The organism is Falcatimonas sp. MSJ-15 (genome assembly GCF_018918265.1).
GTDB lineage: Bacteria > Bacillota > Clostridia > Lachnospirales > Lachnospiraceae > Falcatimonas.
Window position 1 is genome coordinate 78,026 of sequence record NZ_JAHLQC010000007.1, and the last position, 17,690, is coordinate 95,715.

Here is a 17,690-nt window from a genome sequence, read left to right on the forward strand (position 1 = left end):
GGAATTGACATTATGCAAAAAATTGAAAGTTTAGATAAAAAAGAAGCATTAAGATATCTTGGATATGGTAATAATGAGCCGGATGAACAGGTAAAAAAGATACTTGATGAATGTGAAAAACAGATAACAGATATAGCAAAACCCGCATTTGCCTATAAGATATTTGATATCGAATGGAAAGATGACGGAATATATATACCCGGTACAACACTTGTGTTTACGGGGGAGTCAATTAGAGAGCATCTTGAAGGCTGCGAAAAAGTAATTCTTATGTGTGCGACATCCGGACAGGAAGTTGACAGACTTATAAGGACGACGCAGATTCGAGGAATGGCAAAAGCAGTTATTATGGATGCACTTGCAAGTGTATCTGTAGAGTATGTCTGTAATGAAGCAGAGAGGCTTATAAGAGATAATGTAAAAGATTACTATTTTACATGGAGATTCAGTCCTGGATATGGAGATCTTCCAATTGAGATACAGGGCAGTTTCCTTAATGTGCTTGATGCACCAAAAACAATGGGCGTATCAGTAACAGCAGGTGATATGTTAACACCTACCAAATCAGTAACAGCGATAATCGGTTTGTCAAAAGAACCACTTAAAGCCAAAACAAGAGGTTGTATAAGCTGTAGTATGAACGAAAGATGCAAATTCAGGGCAGGAGGAACACATTGTGGATTTTAAAAAATTATTAGAAAAAGAATGCGTCATATTAGATGGCGGAATGGGAACAATGCTTCAGGCAGCAGGAATGCAGCTTGGAGAGATACCAGAAGTATTAGGATTTACCAGTCCTGAGATATTATATGATATACACAGAGCTTATGCCTTAAGTGGTTCTGATATAATATATGCCAATACATTCGGTGCAAACAGGCATAAATTAAAAGATTCAGAATATACAGTAAGTGAAGTTATAAAAAAAGGACTTGCTAATGCAAAAGAGGCAGTAAAAGATCTTGGTACATACGTTGCACTTGATGTAGGACCGATAGGACAGCTACTTGAACCTACAGGAACACTTACATTTGAAGAAGCCTATGATATATTTAAGGAGATTGTTGTAGCAGGAAGAGATGATGCAGATGTTATAGTATTTGAGACAATGACAGATCTGTATGAATTAAAAGCAGCAGTGCTTGCAGCTAAAGAAAATTCAGATCTTCCAATTATGTGTACAATGACATTTGAAGAGAATTACAGAACATTCACAGGATGTAGTGTATCAGCTATGGCACTTACTATGGAAGGACTTGGAGTTGATGCAATAGGAATGAACTGCTCACTTGGTCCAAAAGAGATGTATCCAATAGTTGAAGAACTTGCAAGATGGACAACACTGCCTATGATAGTTAAGCCTAACGCAGGGCTTCCGGATCCTGAGACTAATCTTTATAATGTAACAGCTAAGGAATTTGCTGAATATATGGCAAGGCTTGCTGATATAGGAGTTAAGATATATGGAGGATGCTGTGGTACAACACCTGAATTTATAAAAGAGTTGAAAAATGCACTTGAAGGAGTAAAACCTGCAATCAATAAAGTTGTAGCAAAAAGTGCAATATGTACACCATGTAATACAGTTGTTATAGACAGACCAAGAATTATTGGTGAACGAATTAATCCTACAGGAAAAAAACTTTTTAAAGAAGCACTTAAGAATAATGATATAGATTATATATTAGGAAAAGCTTTAGAACAGATAGACGCAGGTGCTGATATTCTGGATGTTAATGTTGGACTTCCGGAGATTAATGAAAAAGATATGATGGTTCGTGTAGTCAAAGCAATTCAGGCAATAACAGATGTTCCATTACAGCTTGATTCGACAATGCCAGAAGTACTTGAAGCAGGACTTCGAGTATATAATGGTAAGCCAATAGTCAATTCAGTTAATGGTGAAGAACAGATAATGGAGAATATACTTCCATTAGTCAAAAAATATGGTGCATCAGTAGTCGGACTTACGCTTGATAATGGCGGTATACCTAAGAAGGCAGAAAAACGTTTTGAGATTGCAAAGAAGATACAAAAACATGCAAAAGAATATGGAATATCAAAGGAAAATGTATTCATTGACTGTCTTACATTAACAGCATCTGCAGAACAGGATGGTGTAATGGAGACACTTAATGCACTTAAGATGGTAAAAGATGAATTAGGATTAAGAACAGTTCTTGGTGTATCTAATATATCATTCGGACTTCCAAACAGAGAACTGATTAATCACAATTTCCTTACAATGGCACTTACTTATGGACTTGATCTTCCTATTATTAATCCTAATGTAGAATCTATGACAGGAGCTGTAAGATCATATAATCTGTTAACAGGCATAGATAAGAATTCGGTTGAATATATTGAAGCATACAACCAGGCAAATGGTGATATTAGGAAAAATGTATCAGGCGAGACAAAGCAGATGGATATAAAACAGGCGATACTAAGTGGACTAAAAGGTGAGACAAAGAGACTTACTGAGAAGATGCTAAATGAAGGAGCAGAAGCACTTAAGATAGTTGATGATATGTTAATACCGGCACTTGATGTAACAGGAGCAGAATTTGAAAAAGGCAAAATCTTTCTTCCACAGCTAATAATGTCAGCAGAAGCTGCACAGGCTGCATTTGAAGCAATAAAAGAAGATATGGTTAAGAAAAATAATGCACCGGTAAGCAAAGGCAAGATAATAATTGCTACTGTAAAAGGTGATATACATGATATTGGCAAGAATATAGTAAAAGTACTTCTTGAGAATTATGGATATAATGTAATAGACCTTGGCAGAGATGTTCCTTATGAGACAGTAGTTGAGACTGCAATAAAGGAAGATGTAAAACTTGTAGGGCTTAGCGCACTTATGACAACCACACTTGTAAGTATGGAGAAGACAATAGAGTTGCTTAGAAAAAGTGGACACGAATGTAAAGTAATGGTCGGCGGAGCAGTTCTTACTCCGGACTATGCACTTAAGATTGGTGCAGATTATTATGCAAAAGATGCAAAAGAGTCTGTAGATATTGCAAAAAAAGTATTAGGATAGTGACAAAAATGCAATACATTGGCAAGTATTTTAAGAATTATGTTTTGGTGGAAATACTAGAATAAGTGTGCTATAATCTAAAAGAAATTTGAGAGCAGGAGGCATGTTATGTTACTTGGAAGAAATACAGAGTTACAATCATTAGAAGACAGATATAACAGTAAAGAGAATACAATTACAGTCCTATATGGCAGAAAATATATAGGAAAAACGCATCTGTTAAAAGAGTTTGTAAGTAATAAGTCATGTCTCTATTATCATGCAAGACCAGCTTCTAAGATTGAGCAGATTAATCAGCTTAAGAGAGAAGTCAATGAATTGTTAGAGAGCAATATAGAAGATAATACATATGAAGATATATTTATAGAGACGGCTAAGATACCATCACCAGTGAAGCTTATTATAATAGAAGAATTTCAGAATATAGCCAAATATGATGATGAATTCATGGAAGCTGTTATAGCACTTAAGAATAACAGATTATATGAGGGACATATAATGATAATCTTAACAAGTTCGTCAATAGGATGGGTTGAGAATAATATGATCTCTCATATAGGTGTTAATGCACTTGAGATTAATGCATTTACTAAGCTTAAGTCACTTGAATTCATAGAAGTTGTACGTATGTTCCCTAAATATACAGTAGAACAGACTGTTGAAGTATATGCGATAACAGGAGGAATACCAGGTTATCTTGCACAGTGGGATAAAGACAGAACAGTTATAGACAATATAGCTGAGAATTATCTTGCAGACAGTTCTATGATGAAATATGAAGGACATTCATTTGTAAAAGAAGAACTTAGAGAGACTTCTGTATACAGTACTATATTAGGTGCAATTGCCCAGGGAATGTACAAGCTTAATGAATTGCATAACTATACAGGATTTGGAAGAGATAAGATAAGTGTATATATTAAGAATCTTATAGAACTTGAGATTGTTGAAAAAGTATTCTCTTATGACAGTGAAGGAAAAGAACATACGAAAAAAGGAATATATAGAATTAAAGATAACTATGTATATTTCTGGTATAGATATATATATCCTAATATGTCAAGACTTGAGATGCTTACAGGAAAAGAGTTTTATGATAGATATATATCTTCAACAATAGATGCATTTGTTGAAGAGACATTCGTAAATGTAGCACTTGAATATTTAGAACTTATGAACCGTATTAACAAATTGCCAGTTAAGATAAAAAGAAAAGGCAGCTGGTGGGGAAAAAGTGGCAATATAGACATAGTAATAGAAGGTGAGGATGGCAAACATATAGTTGCTATATGTAACTGGAAAGAAGAAGTTATGACATCTGCTATGTATGAAGAATTTCTTGATACAGTGGCACTCTCTGAGATATCACCTGATTATATATATGTCTTTTCAAAAGGTGCATTTGATGCACAGATTAAGAGGATAGAACAAGACAATGATAATGTTGTACTTGTAAGTATTAATGAATTATAGACAATATAGGGAGAAATAAGGTTTATATATGAATAAGCCAGATGAAAAGGAAAGTTGGAAATAAATGGGAAAATCTCTGTTTATAGCTGAAAAACCAAGTGTGGCACAGGAATTTGCCAAAGCACTTAAAGTAACAGGACCAAAGAAAGATGGTTATATAGAATCGCAGGATACGATAGTTACATGGTGTGTCGGTCATCTTGTCACAATGAGTTATCCGGAAGTATATGACATGAAGTACAAAAAGTGGTCATATGATACACTTCCATTCTTACCGAAGGAATTCTTATATGAAGTTATTCCGGCAGTAAGCAAACAATTTAATATAGTAAAAGGTCTCCTTACAAGAGAAGACGTTGATACAATATATGTATGTACTGACTCAGGACGAGAAGGAGAATATATATATCGCCTTGTCGAACAACTTGCAGGAGTTAAAGATAAACAAAGAAAAAGAGTCTGGATAGATTCACAGACAGAAGAAGAGATATTAAGAGGTGTAAAAGAAGCGAAAGATTTGTCTGAATACGATAATCTTTCAGATGCAGCTTATCTTAGAGCTAAGGAAGATTATCTTATGGGGATTAATTTTTCAAGACTTCTTACACTCAAATACGGGAATGCAATCTCAAGATATCTAAAGACTGATTATACAGTTATATCTGTAGGAAGAGTTATGACTTGTGTACTTGGGATGATAGTTCGAAGAGAGCGTGAGATTCGTTCATTTGTAAAGACACCATTCTACAGAGTGCTTGGTAAATTCGCACTTGATACAAGAGAGATAGAAGCAGAATGGAGAGCTGTTGAAGGCTCAATATTCTATGCTTCACCACATCTGTATAAAGAGAATGGTTTTAAGAAAAAAGAAGTAGCAGAAAAGTTCATCAAATGGTTTAATGAAGAACCAGGTAATGCAACTGTTATGAGTATTGAAAAGAAAAAAGAGAATAAGAATCCACCATTATTATACAATCTGGCAGAACTTCAGAATGAATGTTCAAGAATGTTCAAGATAAGTCCTGATCAGACACTTAATATTGTTCAGGAGTTATACGAGAAAAAGCTTGTAACATATCCAAGAACAGATGCCAGAGTATTATCAACTGCAGTTGCAAAAGAGATATCAAGAAATATAAAAGGACTTCTTGGTTATGGAATTGCAAAAGAATATGCAGGTGACATACTTAATGGTACTTCTTATAAAAATATAGCAAAGACAAGATATGTTAATGATAAGCAGATAACAGATCATTATGCAATAATACCTACAGGGCAGGGACTTAGAGAACTTAATAATCTCTCAGTTGCATCACAGAATGTGTATGAGACGATAGTAAGACGATTCTTAAGTATATTCTATCCACCTGCAGTATATCAGAAGATAAGTCTTAAGATAAAACTTAGGGATGAGCTGTTTTTTGCAAGTTTTAAAGTACTTGTAAGTGAAGGATATCTTAAAGTTACTGGTAATTCTTTTGATAAAAAGAAGAATGATACAGATCAGACAGAAGATGTAAAATGTGATAATGAGTTTCTTCAGGCACTTTCGACACTTAAAAAAGGAACTGAATTGCCTATTAATACATTATTCATAAAAGAGGGTGAGACATCACCTCCTAAAAGGTATAATTCAGGTAATCTTATTCTCGCAATGGAGAATGCAGGTCAGCTTATAGAAGATGAAGAACTTAGAGCACAGATAAAAGGAAGTGGCATTGGAACAAGTGCAACAAGAGCTGAGATTCTTAAAAAACTTGTTAATATAAAATATATTAATCTTAACAAAAAGACTCAGATAATTACACCCTCACAATTAGGTGAGATGATATATGATGTTGTAGCTAATTCAATAAAACATCTTCTTAATCCTGAACTTACAGCAAGTTGGGAAAAAGGACTTACAATGGTGGCAGAAGGAACAATAACATCAGATGAATATATGGCAAAACTTGAAGGGTTTGTCTCAAGACGAACGTCATATGTGATGAGTCTTAACAATCAATATGGTCTGAAGATATTTTTTGATCAGACAGCAGATAATTATAAATAGACAGATGGAGGTAAAAATATGTGCGGAATAGTTGGATATATAGGTAATCAGGAGGCAGCACCAATTCTGCTTGACGGATTAACAAAACTTGAATATAGAGGATATGATTCAGCAGGACTTGCTGTTTTTGACGGTGAGAATATTAATATAGTAAAAGCAAAAGGAAGACTTCAGGTACTTCGTGAACTTACAGGAGATGGAAAAGCATTAAAAGGATGCATAGGAATCGGACATACAAGATGGGCTACTCATGGAGCACCATCTGTTACTAATTCTCATCCACATCATAATGCTAAAGAGACAATAGCTGTTGTTCATAATGGTATTATTGAGAATTATATGAAGTTAAAAGAGAAGCTTATTAAAAAAGGCTATACATTCATATCTGAGACAGATACAGAGGTTGTAGCTCATTTACTTGACTATTATTATAATGGCAACCCGGTTGAGACAATAGCAAAAGTTATGCATAGAGTTGAAGGTTCATATGCATTAGGTATAATCTTTAAAGATCATCCAGACAAATTATATGCAGTAAGAAAAGATAGTCCGCTTATTGTAGGTGTAGGTGAGCATGAGAACTTTATTGCATCAGATGTACCGGCAATATTGAAATATACACGTAATGTATATTTTATTGAGAATGAAGAGATTGTTGAGCTTAGCAAAAAAGATGTACATTTCTACAATTCAGATGTTGAAGAGATTGAAAAAGAGATGTCAGAAGTAAAATGGGATATATCAGCAGCAGAAAAATCAGGATATGAACATTTTATGTTAAAAGAGATATATGAACAGCCAAAAGCATTAAGAGATACAATCAGTCCTAGAGTAAAAAATGGAGAGATAGTAATTGATGAACTTACAATGACAGAAGAAGATATTAAGAATATCAAAAAAATATTCATCGTTGCATGTGGTTCTGCTTATCATGCAGGTGTTAATGGCAAATATGTAATAGAAGGTGCTGCAAGAATTCCAGTAGAAGTAGATCTTGCATCTGAATTCAGATATCGTAACCCTATTCTTGAAGAAGGAACACTTGTAATTATAATAAGCCAGTCAGGTGAAACTGCAGATTCAATCGCAGCATTACGAGAAGCTAAATCAAGAGGAATAAAAGTGTTAGGTATTGTTAATGTAGTAGGAAGTACAATAGCAAGAGAATCAGATAATGTTATGTATACATGGGCAGGACCTGAGATAGCTGTAGCTACTACTAAGGCATATTCAACACAGTTATCAGCATTATATCTTCTTGCAATGTATTTTGGAAAAGTTAAAGGAACACTTGCAAAAGAGGAATATTCCGATATGTTAAAAGAACTTATGTTATTACCTGATAAAGTTCAGACAATACTTGGAGATAAAGAGAACATACAGTTCTTCGCTAACAGATATGTGGGAGCAAAAGATGTATTCTTCATCGGAAGAGGTCAGGATTATGCAGTATCACTTGAAGGCTCATTGAAGTTAAAAGAGATATCATATATTCATTCAGAAGCCTATGCTGCAGGTGAATTAAAACATGGAACAATATCACTTATAGAAGAAGGAACACTTGTAACAGCAGTATTAACTAATGAAGAACTTTACAAGAAGACAATAAGCAATATAGTAGAAGTTCGTACAAGAGGAGCATTTGTTCTTGCTGTAACTAATGAAGATAATATTCTTGATAAAGAGACAGCAGATTATGTAATATACATACCAAAGACTCATAAATATTTTACATCATCACTTGCAGTAGTTCCACTTCAGTTATTTGGATATTATGTATCAGTAGGCAGAGGATGTGATGTTGATAAACCTCGTAACCTTGCAAAATCAGTAACTGTTGAGTAATAAGTATAGATAGTTATAAGATAATAAAATTGTAAGAACATATAAGCAGGATGACAATCCCGCGATATGCGAATACTCAGTGGAATTGTGGGAGTGCGTAGCACGGAGCAATTCGTAGGCATCAAAGTTGGGGCTTTTGACCCCAACATCATATACATTAGTCTGGTAGCTGATAAGAGAATATAGAAAGAGGTATAGATAGGAATGGAAGAGTTAAAGATTAAGAATCTGTATAACCTTGATGAGACAATAGCAAAAGATATATTTGCAGGAAAAGAATATCCATGGGAAGTGTTGCCATATATAGGTGAGTATATTAAGGAGCTTGGAAGTACACTTCCTACAGATGAATATGACAAAGTCGGAGAAGATATATGGATTGCAAAAAGTGCAAAAGTAGCAAAGACAGCATATATTAATGGACCATGTATTATAGGTAAGAATACAGAAGTACGTCATTGTGCTTTTATAAGAGGTAATGCACTTGTTGGTGAAGGCTGTGTAGTTGGTAATTCAACAGAACTTAAGAACGTAATAATATTTAACTGTGTGCAGGTACCACATTATAATTATGTAGGCGACTCAGTACTCGGATACAAATCACACATGGGTGCAGGCTCTATAACATCTAATGTAAAACAGGATAAGACACTAGTAACAGTTAATATTAATGGAATAAAAGTTGATACAGGACTTAAGAAATTTGGTGCTATGTTAGGTGATAATGTTGAAGTCGGATGTAATTCCGTACTTAATCCGGGAACAGTTGTTGGCCGTCACAGTAACATATATCCATTATCAATGGTAAGAGGATACATAGCAGCAGATAGTATATACAAGAAGTCAGGGGAAATTGTAGCAAAAAACTGTTAGAATAGAATCTTTTGTAGTTACAATGTTAATAAGTAATACCAGTACATAAGAGATGAGGTGACATAATTGGGAAAAACGATAGTAGTAGTAGATGATGAAAAAGAGATAGCAGATTTTATAGAGATGTATCTTGTTAATGAGGATTTTGAAGTTAAGAAGTTCTACGATGGAACTTCAGCACTTGAATATATTGAAAAATACAATGTAGATCTTGCACTTCTTGATGTAATGCTTCCTGATACTGATGGATTTAAGATGCTAAAGGAGATTAGAGAAAAATTCAATTTTCCAGTAATTATGTTAACTGCGAAGACTGATTACATGGATAAGATTACAGGGCTTACACTTGGAGCAGATGATTATATTCCAAAGCCTTTCAATCCATTAGAACTTGTGGCAAGAGTTAAAGCTCAGATTAGACGTTATACAAGTTATAATGAAGCATACAAAGGCGATACAGAATATATAGAATATAGAGGACTTGAACTATGTAAAGACACGCATAGAGCAGTATATAATGGAGAAGAACTAGTACTTACACCGATAGAATTCTCCATTCTTTGGATTTTGTGTGATAACAGAGGTAAGGTAATAAGCTCAGAACAGTTGTTTGAGACTATCTGGGGCGAAAAATATTTTAAAAATAGTAACAATACAGTGATGGTTCATATAAGACATATCAGAGAGAAGATGCACGAACCCGCCGGAAAAGCAGAGTTTGTTAAGACGATATGGGGTGTAGGATACAAAGTTGAGTAAGCAGACAAAATATAATGAATTAAAGATTAAAATATTCAGAAATACACTTTTAATGACAGTGCTTGCAGGGATTACAATATTTTTTATATTTAATCTTCTTATTGATGGAATATTACAAGATCCATTTGCAGAATTTTTTATAAGAACATTAAGACATATGTTTGGAATGACAAGAGATGAAGCGATAGAATGGTACAAAGTTATATTTAGAAGAAATAAGACATTATATGTGCTATTTGGCTTTATATCTATGTTTGCCGTATATTTCTATATAGGAATGTCCAAGTTTAGTAAGTACTTTGATGAAGTTGGTAATGGAATTGACAGCATAATAGATCCGGCTTCAGGAAGAATTGTGCTGTCGCATGAACTTGAACCAATAGAGAAGAAACTTAATAGAATTCAGGATACAATAGAACTTAAAGAAAAACAGGCGAAGCTTAGTGAAGAGAGAAAGAACGATCTTGTACTCTATCTGGCACATGATCTTAAGACACCGCTCACTTCGATAATAGCATATCTTACAATGCTTAGAGATAACCCTGATATGGATACAGAGAAACGTGCAAAATGTGTTAATATATCACTTGAAAAAGCAAACAGACTTAACGAACTTATAAAAGAATTTTTTGAGATAACATGTTATAATGTGGCTGACATGAAGATAGAGAAACAGGAGATTAATCTATCTATGATGTTAAGTCAGATTACAGATGAATTCTATCCTCTTTTGTATCCTAAGAATATGACATTCGAGACAGATATAGAAGATGATATAATTATAAATGCAGATCCGGACAGGCTTGCAAGAGTATTCGACAACCTGTTGAGAAATGCAATAGCATACAGTTATGAGAACACAGCCATTATAGTCAAGGCGGTTCATATAGGCGGTCGAGTAATGATAACTTTCTCTAATAAAGGTGATGATATTAAAAAAGAACAGTTAGATTCGCTTTTTGATAAGTTCTTCAGACTCGATTCATCAAGATCATCAGCAACAGGTGGCTCTGGTCTTGGACTTGCAATCGCTAAAGAGATAGTTAACCGACACGATGGGACAATAACAGCATCGTGTGTCGATGGTCAGACTACATTTTTAGTGGTTATTCCTGTAGCTTAGACCAATTTTTTCATAAAAAATGAATAAATTTGAAAAAAACTATGGACTAATTTAAAAGGATGTGAGAGAATAACTTCGGATGTGGTTAAAGTTTTATCAATCATATAGACCACATATTACACAAGTCAGTAAGTACGTCTTTTAATCTGCAAAGAAGAAGTATTTATTATGTGCCTACAATTTGAAATTCAAATTTTGAAAGGAGAAATACAATGATTTATTCACATGAAGTAGAAAAAATGTGTACAGTAGCACAGGGTGTTAAACATGGTGCTGCTCCAATCCCAGAAGAAGCAAAATGGGTAAAAGCAAAAGAAATTAAAGACATTTCAGGTCTTACACACGGTATTGGCTGGTGTGCTCCACAGCAGGGTGCCTGCAAACTTACTCTTAACGTTAAAGAGGGCATTATCCAGGAAGCATTAGTTGAAACTATTGGATGTTCAGGTATGACTCATTCAGCAGCTATGGCATCAGAAATCTTACCAGGAAGAACAATTCTTGAAGCATTAAATACAGACTTAGTATGTGATGCTATCAATACAGCTATGAGAGAATTATTCTTACAGATCGTATACGGAAGAACACAGTCAGCTTTCTCAGAAGAAGGACTTCCAATTGGTGCTGGTCTTGAAGATTTAGGTAAAGGATTAAGAAGCCAGGTTGGTACTATGTATGGTACACTTAAGAAAGGTCCTCGTTACCTTGAGATGGCAGAAGGTTATGTAACAGGAATCGCTCTTGACGAAGAAGATCAGATTATCGGATACCAGTTCGTATCACTTGGTAAGATGACAGACTTCATCAAAAAAGGTGACGATCCTAACACAGCTTGGGAAAAAGCTAAAGGTCAGTATGGTAGAGTAGCAGATGCTGTTAAGATTATTGACCCAAGAAACGAATAATCAAGGAGGTAACGAAAATGTCTTTATTTGAATCATATGAAAGAAGAATAGATAAAATCAATGCTGTATTAAACAGCTATGGTATTTCTTCAATTGAAGAAGCAGAAAAAATTACAAAAGATGCTGGATTAGATGTTTACAGCCAGGTAAAAGGTATTCAGCCAATTTGTTTTGAAAATGCATGTTGGGCTTACACAGTAGGTGCAGCTATCGCAATCAAAAAAGGATGCAGAAGAGCAGCTGATGCAGCAGCAGCAATCGGTGAAGGTCTTCAGGCATTCTGTATTCCAGGTTCAGTTGCTGACCAGAGAAAAGTTGGTTTAGGACATGGTAACCTTGGTAAGATGTTACTTGAAGAAGATACAGATTGTTTCTGTTTCTTAGCTGGTCATGAATCATTCGCAGCAGCTGAAGGTGCAATCGGTATTGCAGAAAAAGCTAACAAAGTTCGTCAGAAACCTTTAAGAGTTATCTTAAATGGTCTTGGCAAAGATGCAGCTCAAGTTATCTCAAGAATTAATGGTTTCACATACGTTGAAACAGAGATGAACTACTATACAGGCGAAGTTAAAGAAGTATTCAGAAAATCATATTCAACAGGTCTTCGTGCAAAAGTTAATTGCTACGGTGCTAATGATGTAACAGAAGGTGTTGCAATCATGCATAAAGAAGGTGTTGACGTATCTATCACAGGTAACTCAACAAACCCAACACGTTTCCAGCATCCAGTAGCAGGTACATATAAGAAAGAATGTATCGAACAGGGTAAGAAATACTTCTCAGTTGCTTCAGGTGGTGGTACAGGACGTACACTTCACCCAGATAACATGGCAGCAGGTCCTGCTTCATATGGTATGACAGATACTATGGGACGTATGCATTCAGATGCTCAGTTCGCAGGTTCATCATCAGTTCCAGCTCATGTTGAGATGATGGGTCTTATCGGAATGGGTAACAACCCAATGGTTGGTGCTACAGTTGCAGTTGCTGTTTCTATCGAGGAAGCCGCTAAAGCTGGTAAATTCTAATTAAAAAACACGGAAAGCCTTGAAATATCAATGTTTCAAGGCTTTTTTTGTGTCCCGAAAATCAAGTAAAAATCGTGTAAAATAGGTCGATTTTTAAGAGGTATGACACACGTATGACACACGTATGACACACGCACATGACACAAGTATGACACACAAGAAAGTTAGTAAAAAAGCCACTTTCCAATGGAAAATGGCTGATGGTTGGTGCGCTTTTTAATTATATTATTGGATCTTTTCTATCTCTGCTCTCATATCGTCAATAGTTCTGTGAGTATATACCGATTCGGTAACGTCTTGTATCGCATGGCCAGCGATTAATTTGAGGACGTATTCATTTACTTCATATCTCTTAGCGAGAGTTATAAAAGTATGCCTGGTATCGTGTGGACGATGCTCCATGTTAAATCTCTTCATTACTTTTGTAAAACGTCCACGATATTTATCGTATGTCAGATTAGTTCCTTGTTGTCCATTCTCATCGTTAAATAAAGTGTCAGCCCCCATATCCAAAGCTTTCTTATAATTGTCTTTAACGATACCTTTAATCTTTGAATGAACTGGGACTATTCTGTTACGTCCTGCATCTGTTTTAAGACCCCCTTTTATTATCCAGTCGTTAATATCAACATCTGTAATTTTAAGGATTGCAAGCTCCTGTGGTCTGAATCCGGTATAGATACCTATAAGAATCATATCAACAAATGGAAAGTCGATATTATCCCATAATGTCTGTATCTCATCATCTGAAAATGGAACTCTTACAATCTGCGCTTTAGGTTTTTTGATACTGTCACACAGAGCTGCATAATCTGTATTAGTGATTTCATGCTTAATCGCCCATCTATACATTAAATTGAAAAGTGACTTCATTCTACCCTTGGTATTATCACCAACTTTGGCATTTTTAATTGTCTGCTCCAGGTGATAAGTTCTGATGTCTTTAAAACGCATACCATAAAGTGGAGTACAGTAACTGTATGCTGATTTCCACGTTCTTACTGCCGATGGTACAATATTATTAAAATGCTCATCGGACCATTTATCATAAACATCTGCAAATGTGAGATTGGAACGTTCCAAATCATAAGGATCATCATTATATTCTGCAAGAACCTTTATCGCTTCGGTCCTGGTAGCATAACATCCTAAAGTCGAATATACCTGTTTTTGCTTAACTTCTCCAGATATAAGCTGCTCTTGGGTGGGATTAGTTATCTGCTCCCCCGATTCATTGACATATACCCATCCTTTTGTTATACGAACTCGCCAAGGCTTACGTCTGTTACCACTCAATTTGCTTATGTTACCATAACTGTTTGGATTTTTCATAAAAATAACCTCCTAATGTTACCATTACCACCGTAGTGGTGTATTATAAAAGTGCCATTGATGTATACCGAACCCCCGATGTGTGTATAACAATTGGTATTGAATTTTTCATTAGTAATAATTATCCTTTCTAAGAAAGAGTACTCAACCCCCTTCGCTTATGAGTACTCTTTCTTTGTGTCTATAATACAGAACATATATTTGAAAATTACACTTTTTACACTTCAATTACACTTTGATTACACTTTCAAAACAAAAGTGTAATCGCTGTAGCCCTTGCCACAAGCGGGATTGCGAGATTTGATTACACTTATTACAAAAAAATGCCCCTATATATAATTATTTTTTATTATAATATATAATATATATACTATATAAATATAATTAAAATATATAAGAAATAGATAAAAAGTGTAATAAGTGTAATTTTTTATCAAGAATGTAGTAATTAAGCTACTTACAGAGATTACACTTATACTCAAAAAAGTGTAATAAAGTGTAATTCTTAATAAAAAAGTGTAATCTTGGGGCTAAAAAAATAACTCAATGTTGAGTTCTAATTGAGTTATTTCAGTCTGATAACCCCCAAGCAAGGACAAAAGTAAATGATGTAATGATTGAACATGGTATAAGTACCATATTTTTTAGTATAACAATCAATGGCATCTTGTAGATATTCATCTGTCACATCAAGATATTCAGCAACTTCACTGGAAGTTTTACAACCATGTTCAAATGCTTTCACAAGTCCCATAAGTCCGATTTTCATATTATAACCATACAATCTTGCTCTGTATTCCTGTTTTCTATTCGCCACGTCTTCCTGATTAAGAATATCACCAGAAGTAGTGTGGTAGTGTCCTAACTCTTCAGCAAGAACACAAGACTTTTCAACTTGTGTTTCAATGTCTTTACGAATAGCGATTCTATTACCATTTACACGTCCGTCACTCGCTTGAAGTGGCTTTTCTTTTATAATCAGATTGTATTTATCTGATTCAATCAACATCTCTTCATAGAGCATATATAACACCTGCCTAATTAGAAATTATCATCATCCATGATATCATCATCATGCTTAATCATGTCTGCTGTTACTTCTATGTCGGTTCGCTCATGAGCTGCAACAGCTTGTAGATAGTTGTCGTTGTAAAGCGGGTTGCATGCCATTTCACGAGCAGTATCAATTAATTTAATCTTTCCATTATCATTTAAATTCTGAATTTCAGAGATTAACTTATTCTCATAACTGCTTTTCTGAATTGTTACTGTGTCTTTATTAGTATGTTCTTCTACGAGGTCGGCTTTGGTTATGCCGAAGTAGTTCGCCATTAATTCAATCTTATCAATACGAGGATAAGTTTTCGCATGAATCCAATCAGAAAAAGTTGGCATCTTAATACCTAAAGTATTACATAATTCTGTTTGAGATACATTTGATAATGACATATAGTATTTAATGTTTTTAGCCATTATTTCTTTATTGCCTAAAGCACTCATTAGACCACCTCCATGTCTTTATTATATGGTAAAACCGTAAAAAAATCAATATTTTAAGAAAAAAATTAGAAAAAACCGTTGACATTTCGGTAAAACCGAAGTATAATAAGAGAGTAGCAAGGAAACAGTCATAAGAGAAAGGAGGAAGAAACGGTGGATGAAATGATAAGGAAAATAAAAAAAGCCAGAAAAGTGGTAACAGCACTCATCTGGCTCGCCTTGGAAATAGGCACTCTACTCTCAGTCATAAAAATGATAGTAGAGTCATTATTTTAGAGGGAGGGGCGAAAGCCCCAACCCGCTTTTACCTTATCATGGATTCACTGATAAATCAATATGAAAAAGTTAATTTATGAATTGATTAAGTTAATTTTGGCGATTGTAATTCTTATTTGTACAGTAGTAGGCCTTTACTTGTTGCTGTTCTGATAAGAAAGAGCTGTCCTATCGGCGATACGGGGAGAAAGGTTGATACATGAGAACGATTAATAAGATACCTGAAACAATGAGAACTACATTAAAACAAGCAAGAGAATTGTGCGGATATACACAAATTGAAGCTGCTAAATATCTGGGGATTAGTGTAGATACTTTAAGCAATTATGAAAGAGGAAAAAGCTATCCGGATATACCAATTTTAAAGAAGATAGAACACTTATATGGTGTGCCTTATAACAGGCTTATTTTTTTACCTTTAGACTTCGGTTTAACCGAAATAGAAAGCTGAATAGTTAGGTTGTTCCAAAATGGAACGCCCTATTTAAATGGTTGATGAAATTATTTAAGGTTTTCTCTCATAATAGTATCGTAAGTAGATTAATGTTGAATATTAGGAGGATTTAATTAAGAATTTTAACTGCTATACGGAGACAAGTTTTTTAAATTTTTTCTACCATAATATATGTGAAACAAGAAAATCCATACGGAGAGAAAATATTTTACTCAAAACTCCCATAATAGGAGTATGAAAGGAGAAAATGAAATATGAACAATTTACAGATTTTTAAGAGTACAGAATTTGGAACAATAAGAACAGTAATGACAAATAACGAGCCTTGGTTCGTGGGAAAAGATGTGGCAACAGTATTGGGATATGAGAGAGCAACGAAAGCCATTAGAGACCATGTAGATGAGGATGATGTAGATGAAATCCCAATTCAGGACTCCATAGGTAGAATGCAGAATACACCTATCATTAACGAGTCAGGCTTATACAGTCTAATCCTAGGAAGTAAACTTCCATCAGCCAAAAGATTTAAGCACTGGGTAACAAGCGAAGTTCTTCCAAGCATCAGAAAAACAGGACACTATGAGATGTCAGGATATACACCAAAAGCGACAAGCCTTGGTGAGGTGGTTAATCTCATTAAAGTAACAAGAGAAACAATGAAAGCACAAAAGGCATCACCGACAGAGATTGCAACAGCAGTCAAGAAGATATGTGAGCAGTTCGGTGTTGAACTTCCAGAATGTTTTATTAAACCAGAGCGAATGACAATGGCTGATGCAATGGATATGGTAGATTTTATCTACTCACAACCAAAAGGTAAAAAGCAACCAACGTATGAAGATTACATCATATATAGGGCAAATAAGAAGAGATTAAATGGTTGATGAAATTATTTGAGGTTTTCTACCATAATAGTATCGTAAGAAATTAATGTTGAATAGTAGGAGGAATTAATTATGAATTTTACCAGTTATATGGAGACAAGTTTTTAAAATTTTTTCTCCCATAATATAAGAGAAACAA

General features: G+C 34.6%; 16 protein-coding genes. 13 read left to right on the forward strand and 3 right to left on the reverse strand.

The annotated features are described in order from the left end of the window. Positions 1-12 precede the first annotated feature (12 nt). The 10 genes from KQI85_RS06945 (at position 13) to KQI85_RS06990 (ending at position 13,105) form a co-directional block, all read left to right on the forward strand. On the forward strand, positions 13-687 hold the full coding sequence (locus KQI85_RS06945) for a methionine synthase (RefSeq protein ID WP_216575360.1): 675 nt from the start codon (positions 13-15) through the stop codon (positions 685-687). Beyond that, positions 677-3,046: a homocysteine S-methyltransferase family protein gene (locus KQI85_RS06950; protein ID WP_216575361.1), complete on the forward strand. Its 2,370-nt coding sequence runs from the start codon at positions 677-679 to the stop codon at positions 3,044-3,046. The genes KQI85_RS06945 and KQI85_RS06950 overlap by 11 nt, the downstream gene beginning before the upstream one ends. 108 nt (positions 3,047-3,154) lie before the next feature. Continuing rightward, positions 3,155-4,519: an ATP-binding protein gene (locus tag KQI85_RS06955; protein WP_216575362.1), complete on the forward strand. Its 1,365-nt coding sequence runs from the start codon at positions 3,155-3,157 to the stop codon at positions 4,517-4,519. Between the two features lie 64 nt (positions 4,520-4,583). Beyond that, positions 4,584-6,572 carry a DNA topoisomerase gene (locus tag KQI85_RS06960; RefSeq protein WP_216575363.1) on the forward strand — a complete coding sequence of 663 codons (1,989 nt, stop codon included), beginning with the start codon at positions 4,584-4,586 and terminating at the stop codon, positions 6,570-6,572. An 18-nt stretch (positions 6,573-6,590) separates the two neighbouring features. Then, positions 6,591-8,417, forward strand: coding sequence for a glutamine--fructose-6-phosphate transaminase (isomerizing) (gene glmS / locus KQI85_RS06965; protein ID WP_216575364.1), 1,827 nt, complete (start codon positions 6,591-6,593; stop codon positions 8,415-8,417). A gap of 204 nt (positions 8,418-8,621) precedes the next feature. Continuing rightward, the gene (locus KQI85_RS06970; protein WP_216575365.1) at positions 8,622-9,290 is read left to right on the forward strand and encodes a UDP-N-acetylglucosamine pyrophosphorylase; all 669 of its coding nucleotides are present in this window, start codon (positions 8,622-8,624) and stop codon (positions 9,288-9,290) included. Between the two features lie 66 nt (positions 9,291-9,356). Then, entirely contained in the window at positions 9,357-10,049 is a 693-nt protein-coding gene (gene vanR, locus KQI85_RS06975) for a VanR-ABDEGLN family response regulator transcription factor (protein ID WP_216575366.1), read from the forward strand. After that, complete coding sequence (locus KQI85_RS06980; protein WP_216575367.1) at positions 10,042-11,172, forward strand: cell wall metabolism sensor histidine kinase WalK; 1,131 nt, start codon at positions 10,042-10,044, stop codon at positions 11,170-11,172. The genes vanR and KQI85_RS06980 overlap by 8 nt, the downstream gene beginning before the upstream one ends. Before the next feature lie 212 nt (positions 11,173-11,384). Beyond that, positions 11,385-12,077, forward strand: coding sequence for an iron-sulfur cluster assembly scaffold protein (locus tag KQI85_RS06985; RefSeq protein ID WP_216575368.1), 693 nt, complete (start codon positions 11,385-11,387; stop codon positions 12,075-12,077). A gap of 17 nt (positions 12,078-12,094) precedes the next feature. Beyond that, complete coding sequence (locus tag KQI85_RS06990; RefSeq protein ID WP_216575369.1) at positions 12,095-13,105, forward strand: GGGtGRT protein; 1,011 nt, start codon at positions 12,095-12,097, stop codon at positions 13,103-13,105. Positions 13,106-13,330: 225 nt separating this feature from the next. On the opposite strand, the gene KQI85_RS06995 is transcribed toward KQI85_RS06990, so the two are convergent. The 3 genes from KQI85_RS06995 to KQI85_RS07005 form a co-directional block, all read right to left on the reverse strand. Next, on the reverse strand, positions 13,331-14,437 hold the full coding sequence (locus tag KQI85_RS06995; protein WP_216575370.1) for a tyrosine-type recombinase/integrase: 1,107 nt from the start codon (positions 14,435-14,437) through the stop codon (positions 13,331-13,333). Positions 14,438-15,002: 565 nt separating this feature from the next. Then, complete coding sequence (locus tag KQI85_RS07000) at positions 15,003-15,461, reverse strand: hypothetical protein (protein ID WP_216575371.1); 459 nt, start codon at positions 15,459-15,461, stop codon at positions 15,003-15,005. Positions 15,462-15,478: 17 nt separating this feature from the next. Continuing rightward, positions 15,479-15,937 carry a helix-turn-helix transcriptional regulator gene (locus KQI85_RS07005; protein ID WP_216575372.1) on the reverse strand — a complete coding sequence of 153 codons (459 nt, stop codon included), beginning with the start codon at positions 15,935-15,937 and terminating at the stop codon, positions 15,479-15,481. Positions 15,938-16,090: 153 nt separating this feature from the next. On the opposite strand from KQI85_RS07005, the gene KQI85_RS16810 reads away from it, so the two are divergent. The 3 genes from KQI85_RS16810 to KQI85_RS07015 all read left to right on the forward strand — a co-directional run bounded on the left by KQI85_RS16810 (position 16,091) and on the right by KQI85_RS07015 (position 17,551). Continuing rightward, the gene (locus tag KQI85_RS16810; protein WP_256448197.1) at positions 16,091-16,213 is read left to right on the forward strand and encodes a hypothetical protein; all 123 of its coding nucleotides are present in this window, start codon (positions 16,091-16,093) and stop codon (positions 16,211-16,213) included. 199 nt (positions 16,214-16,412) lie between these two features. Further along, the gene (locus KQI85_RS07010) at positions 16,413-16,664 is read left to right on the forward strand and encodes a helix-turn-helix transcriptional regulator (RefSeq protein WP_216575373.1); all 252 of its coding nucleotides are present in this window, start codon (positions 16,413-16,415) and stop codon (positions 16,662-16,664) included. Between the two features lie 257 nt (positions 16,665-16,921). Beyond that, entirely contained in the window at positions 16,922-17,551 is a 630-nt protein-coding gene (locus tag KQI85_RS07015; protein WP_216575374.1) for a BRO family protein, read from the forward strand. The last annotated feature ends 139 nt before the right edge of the window (positions 17,552-17,690 follow it).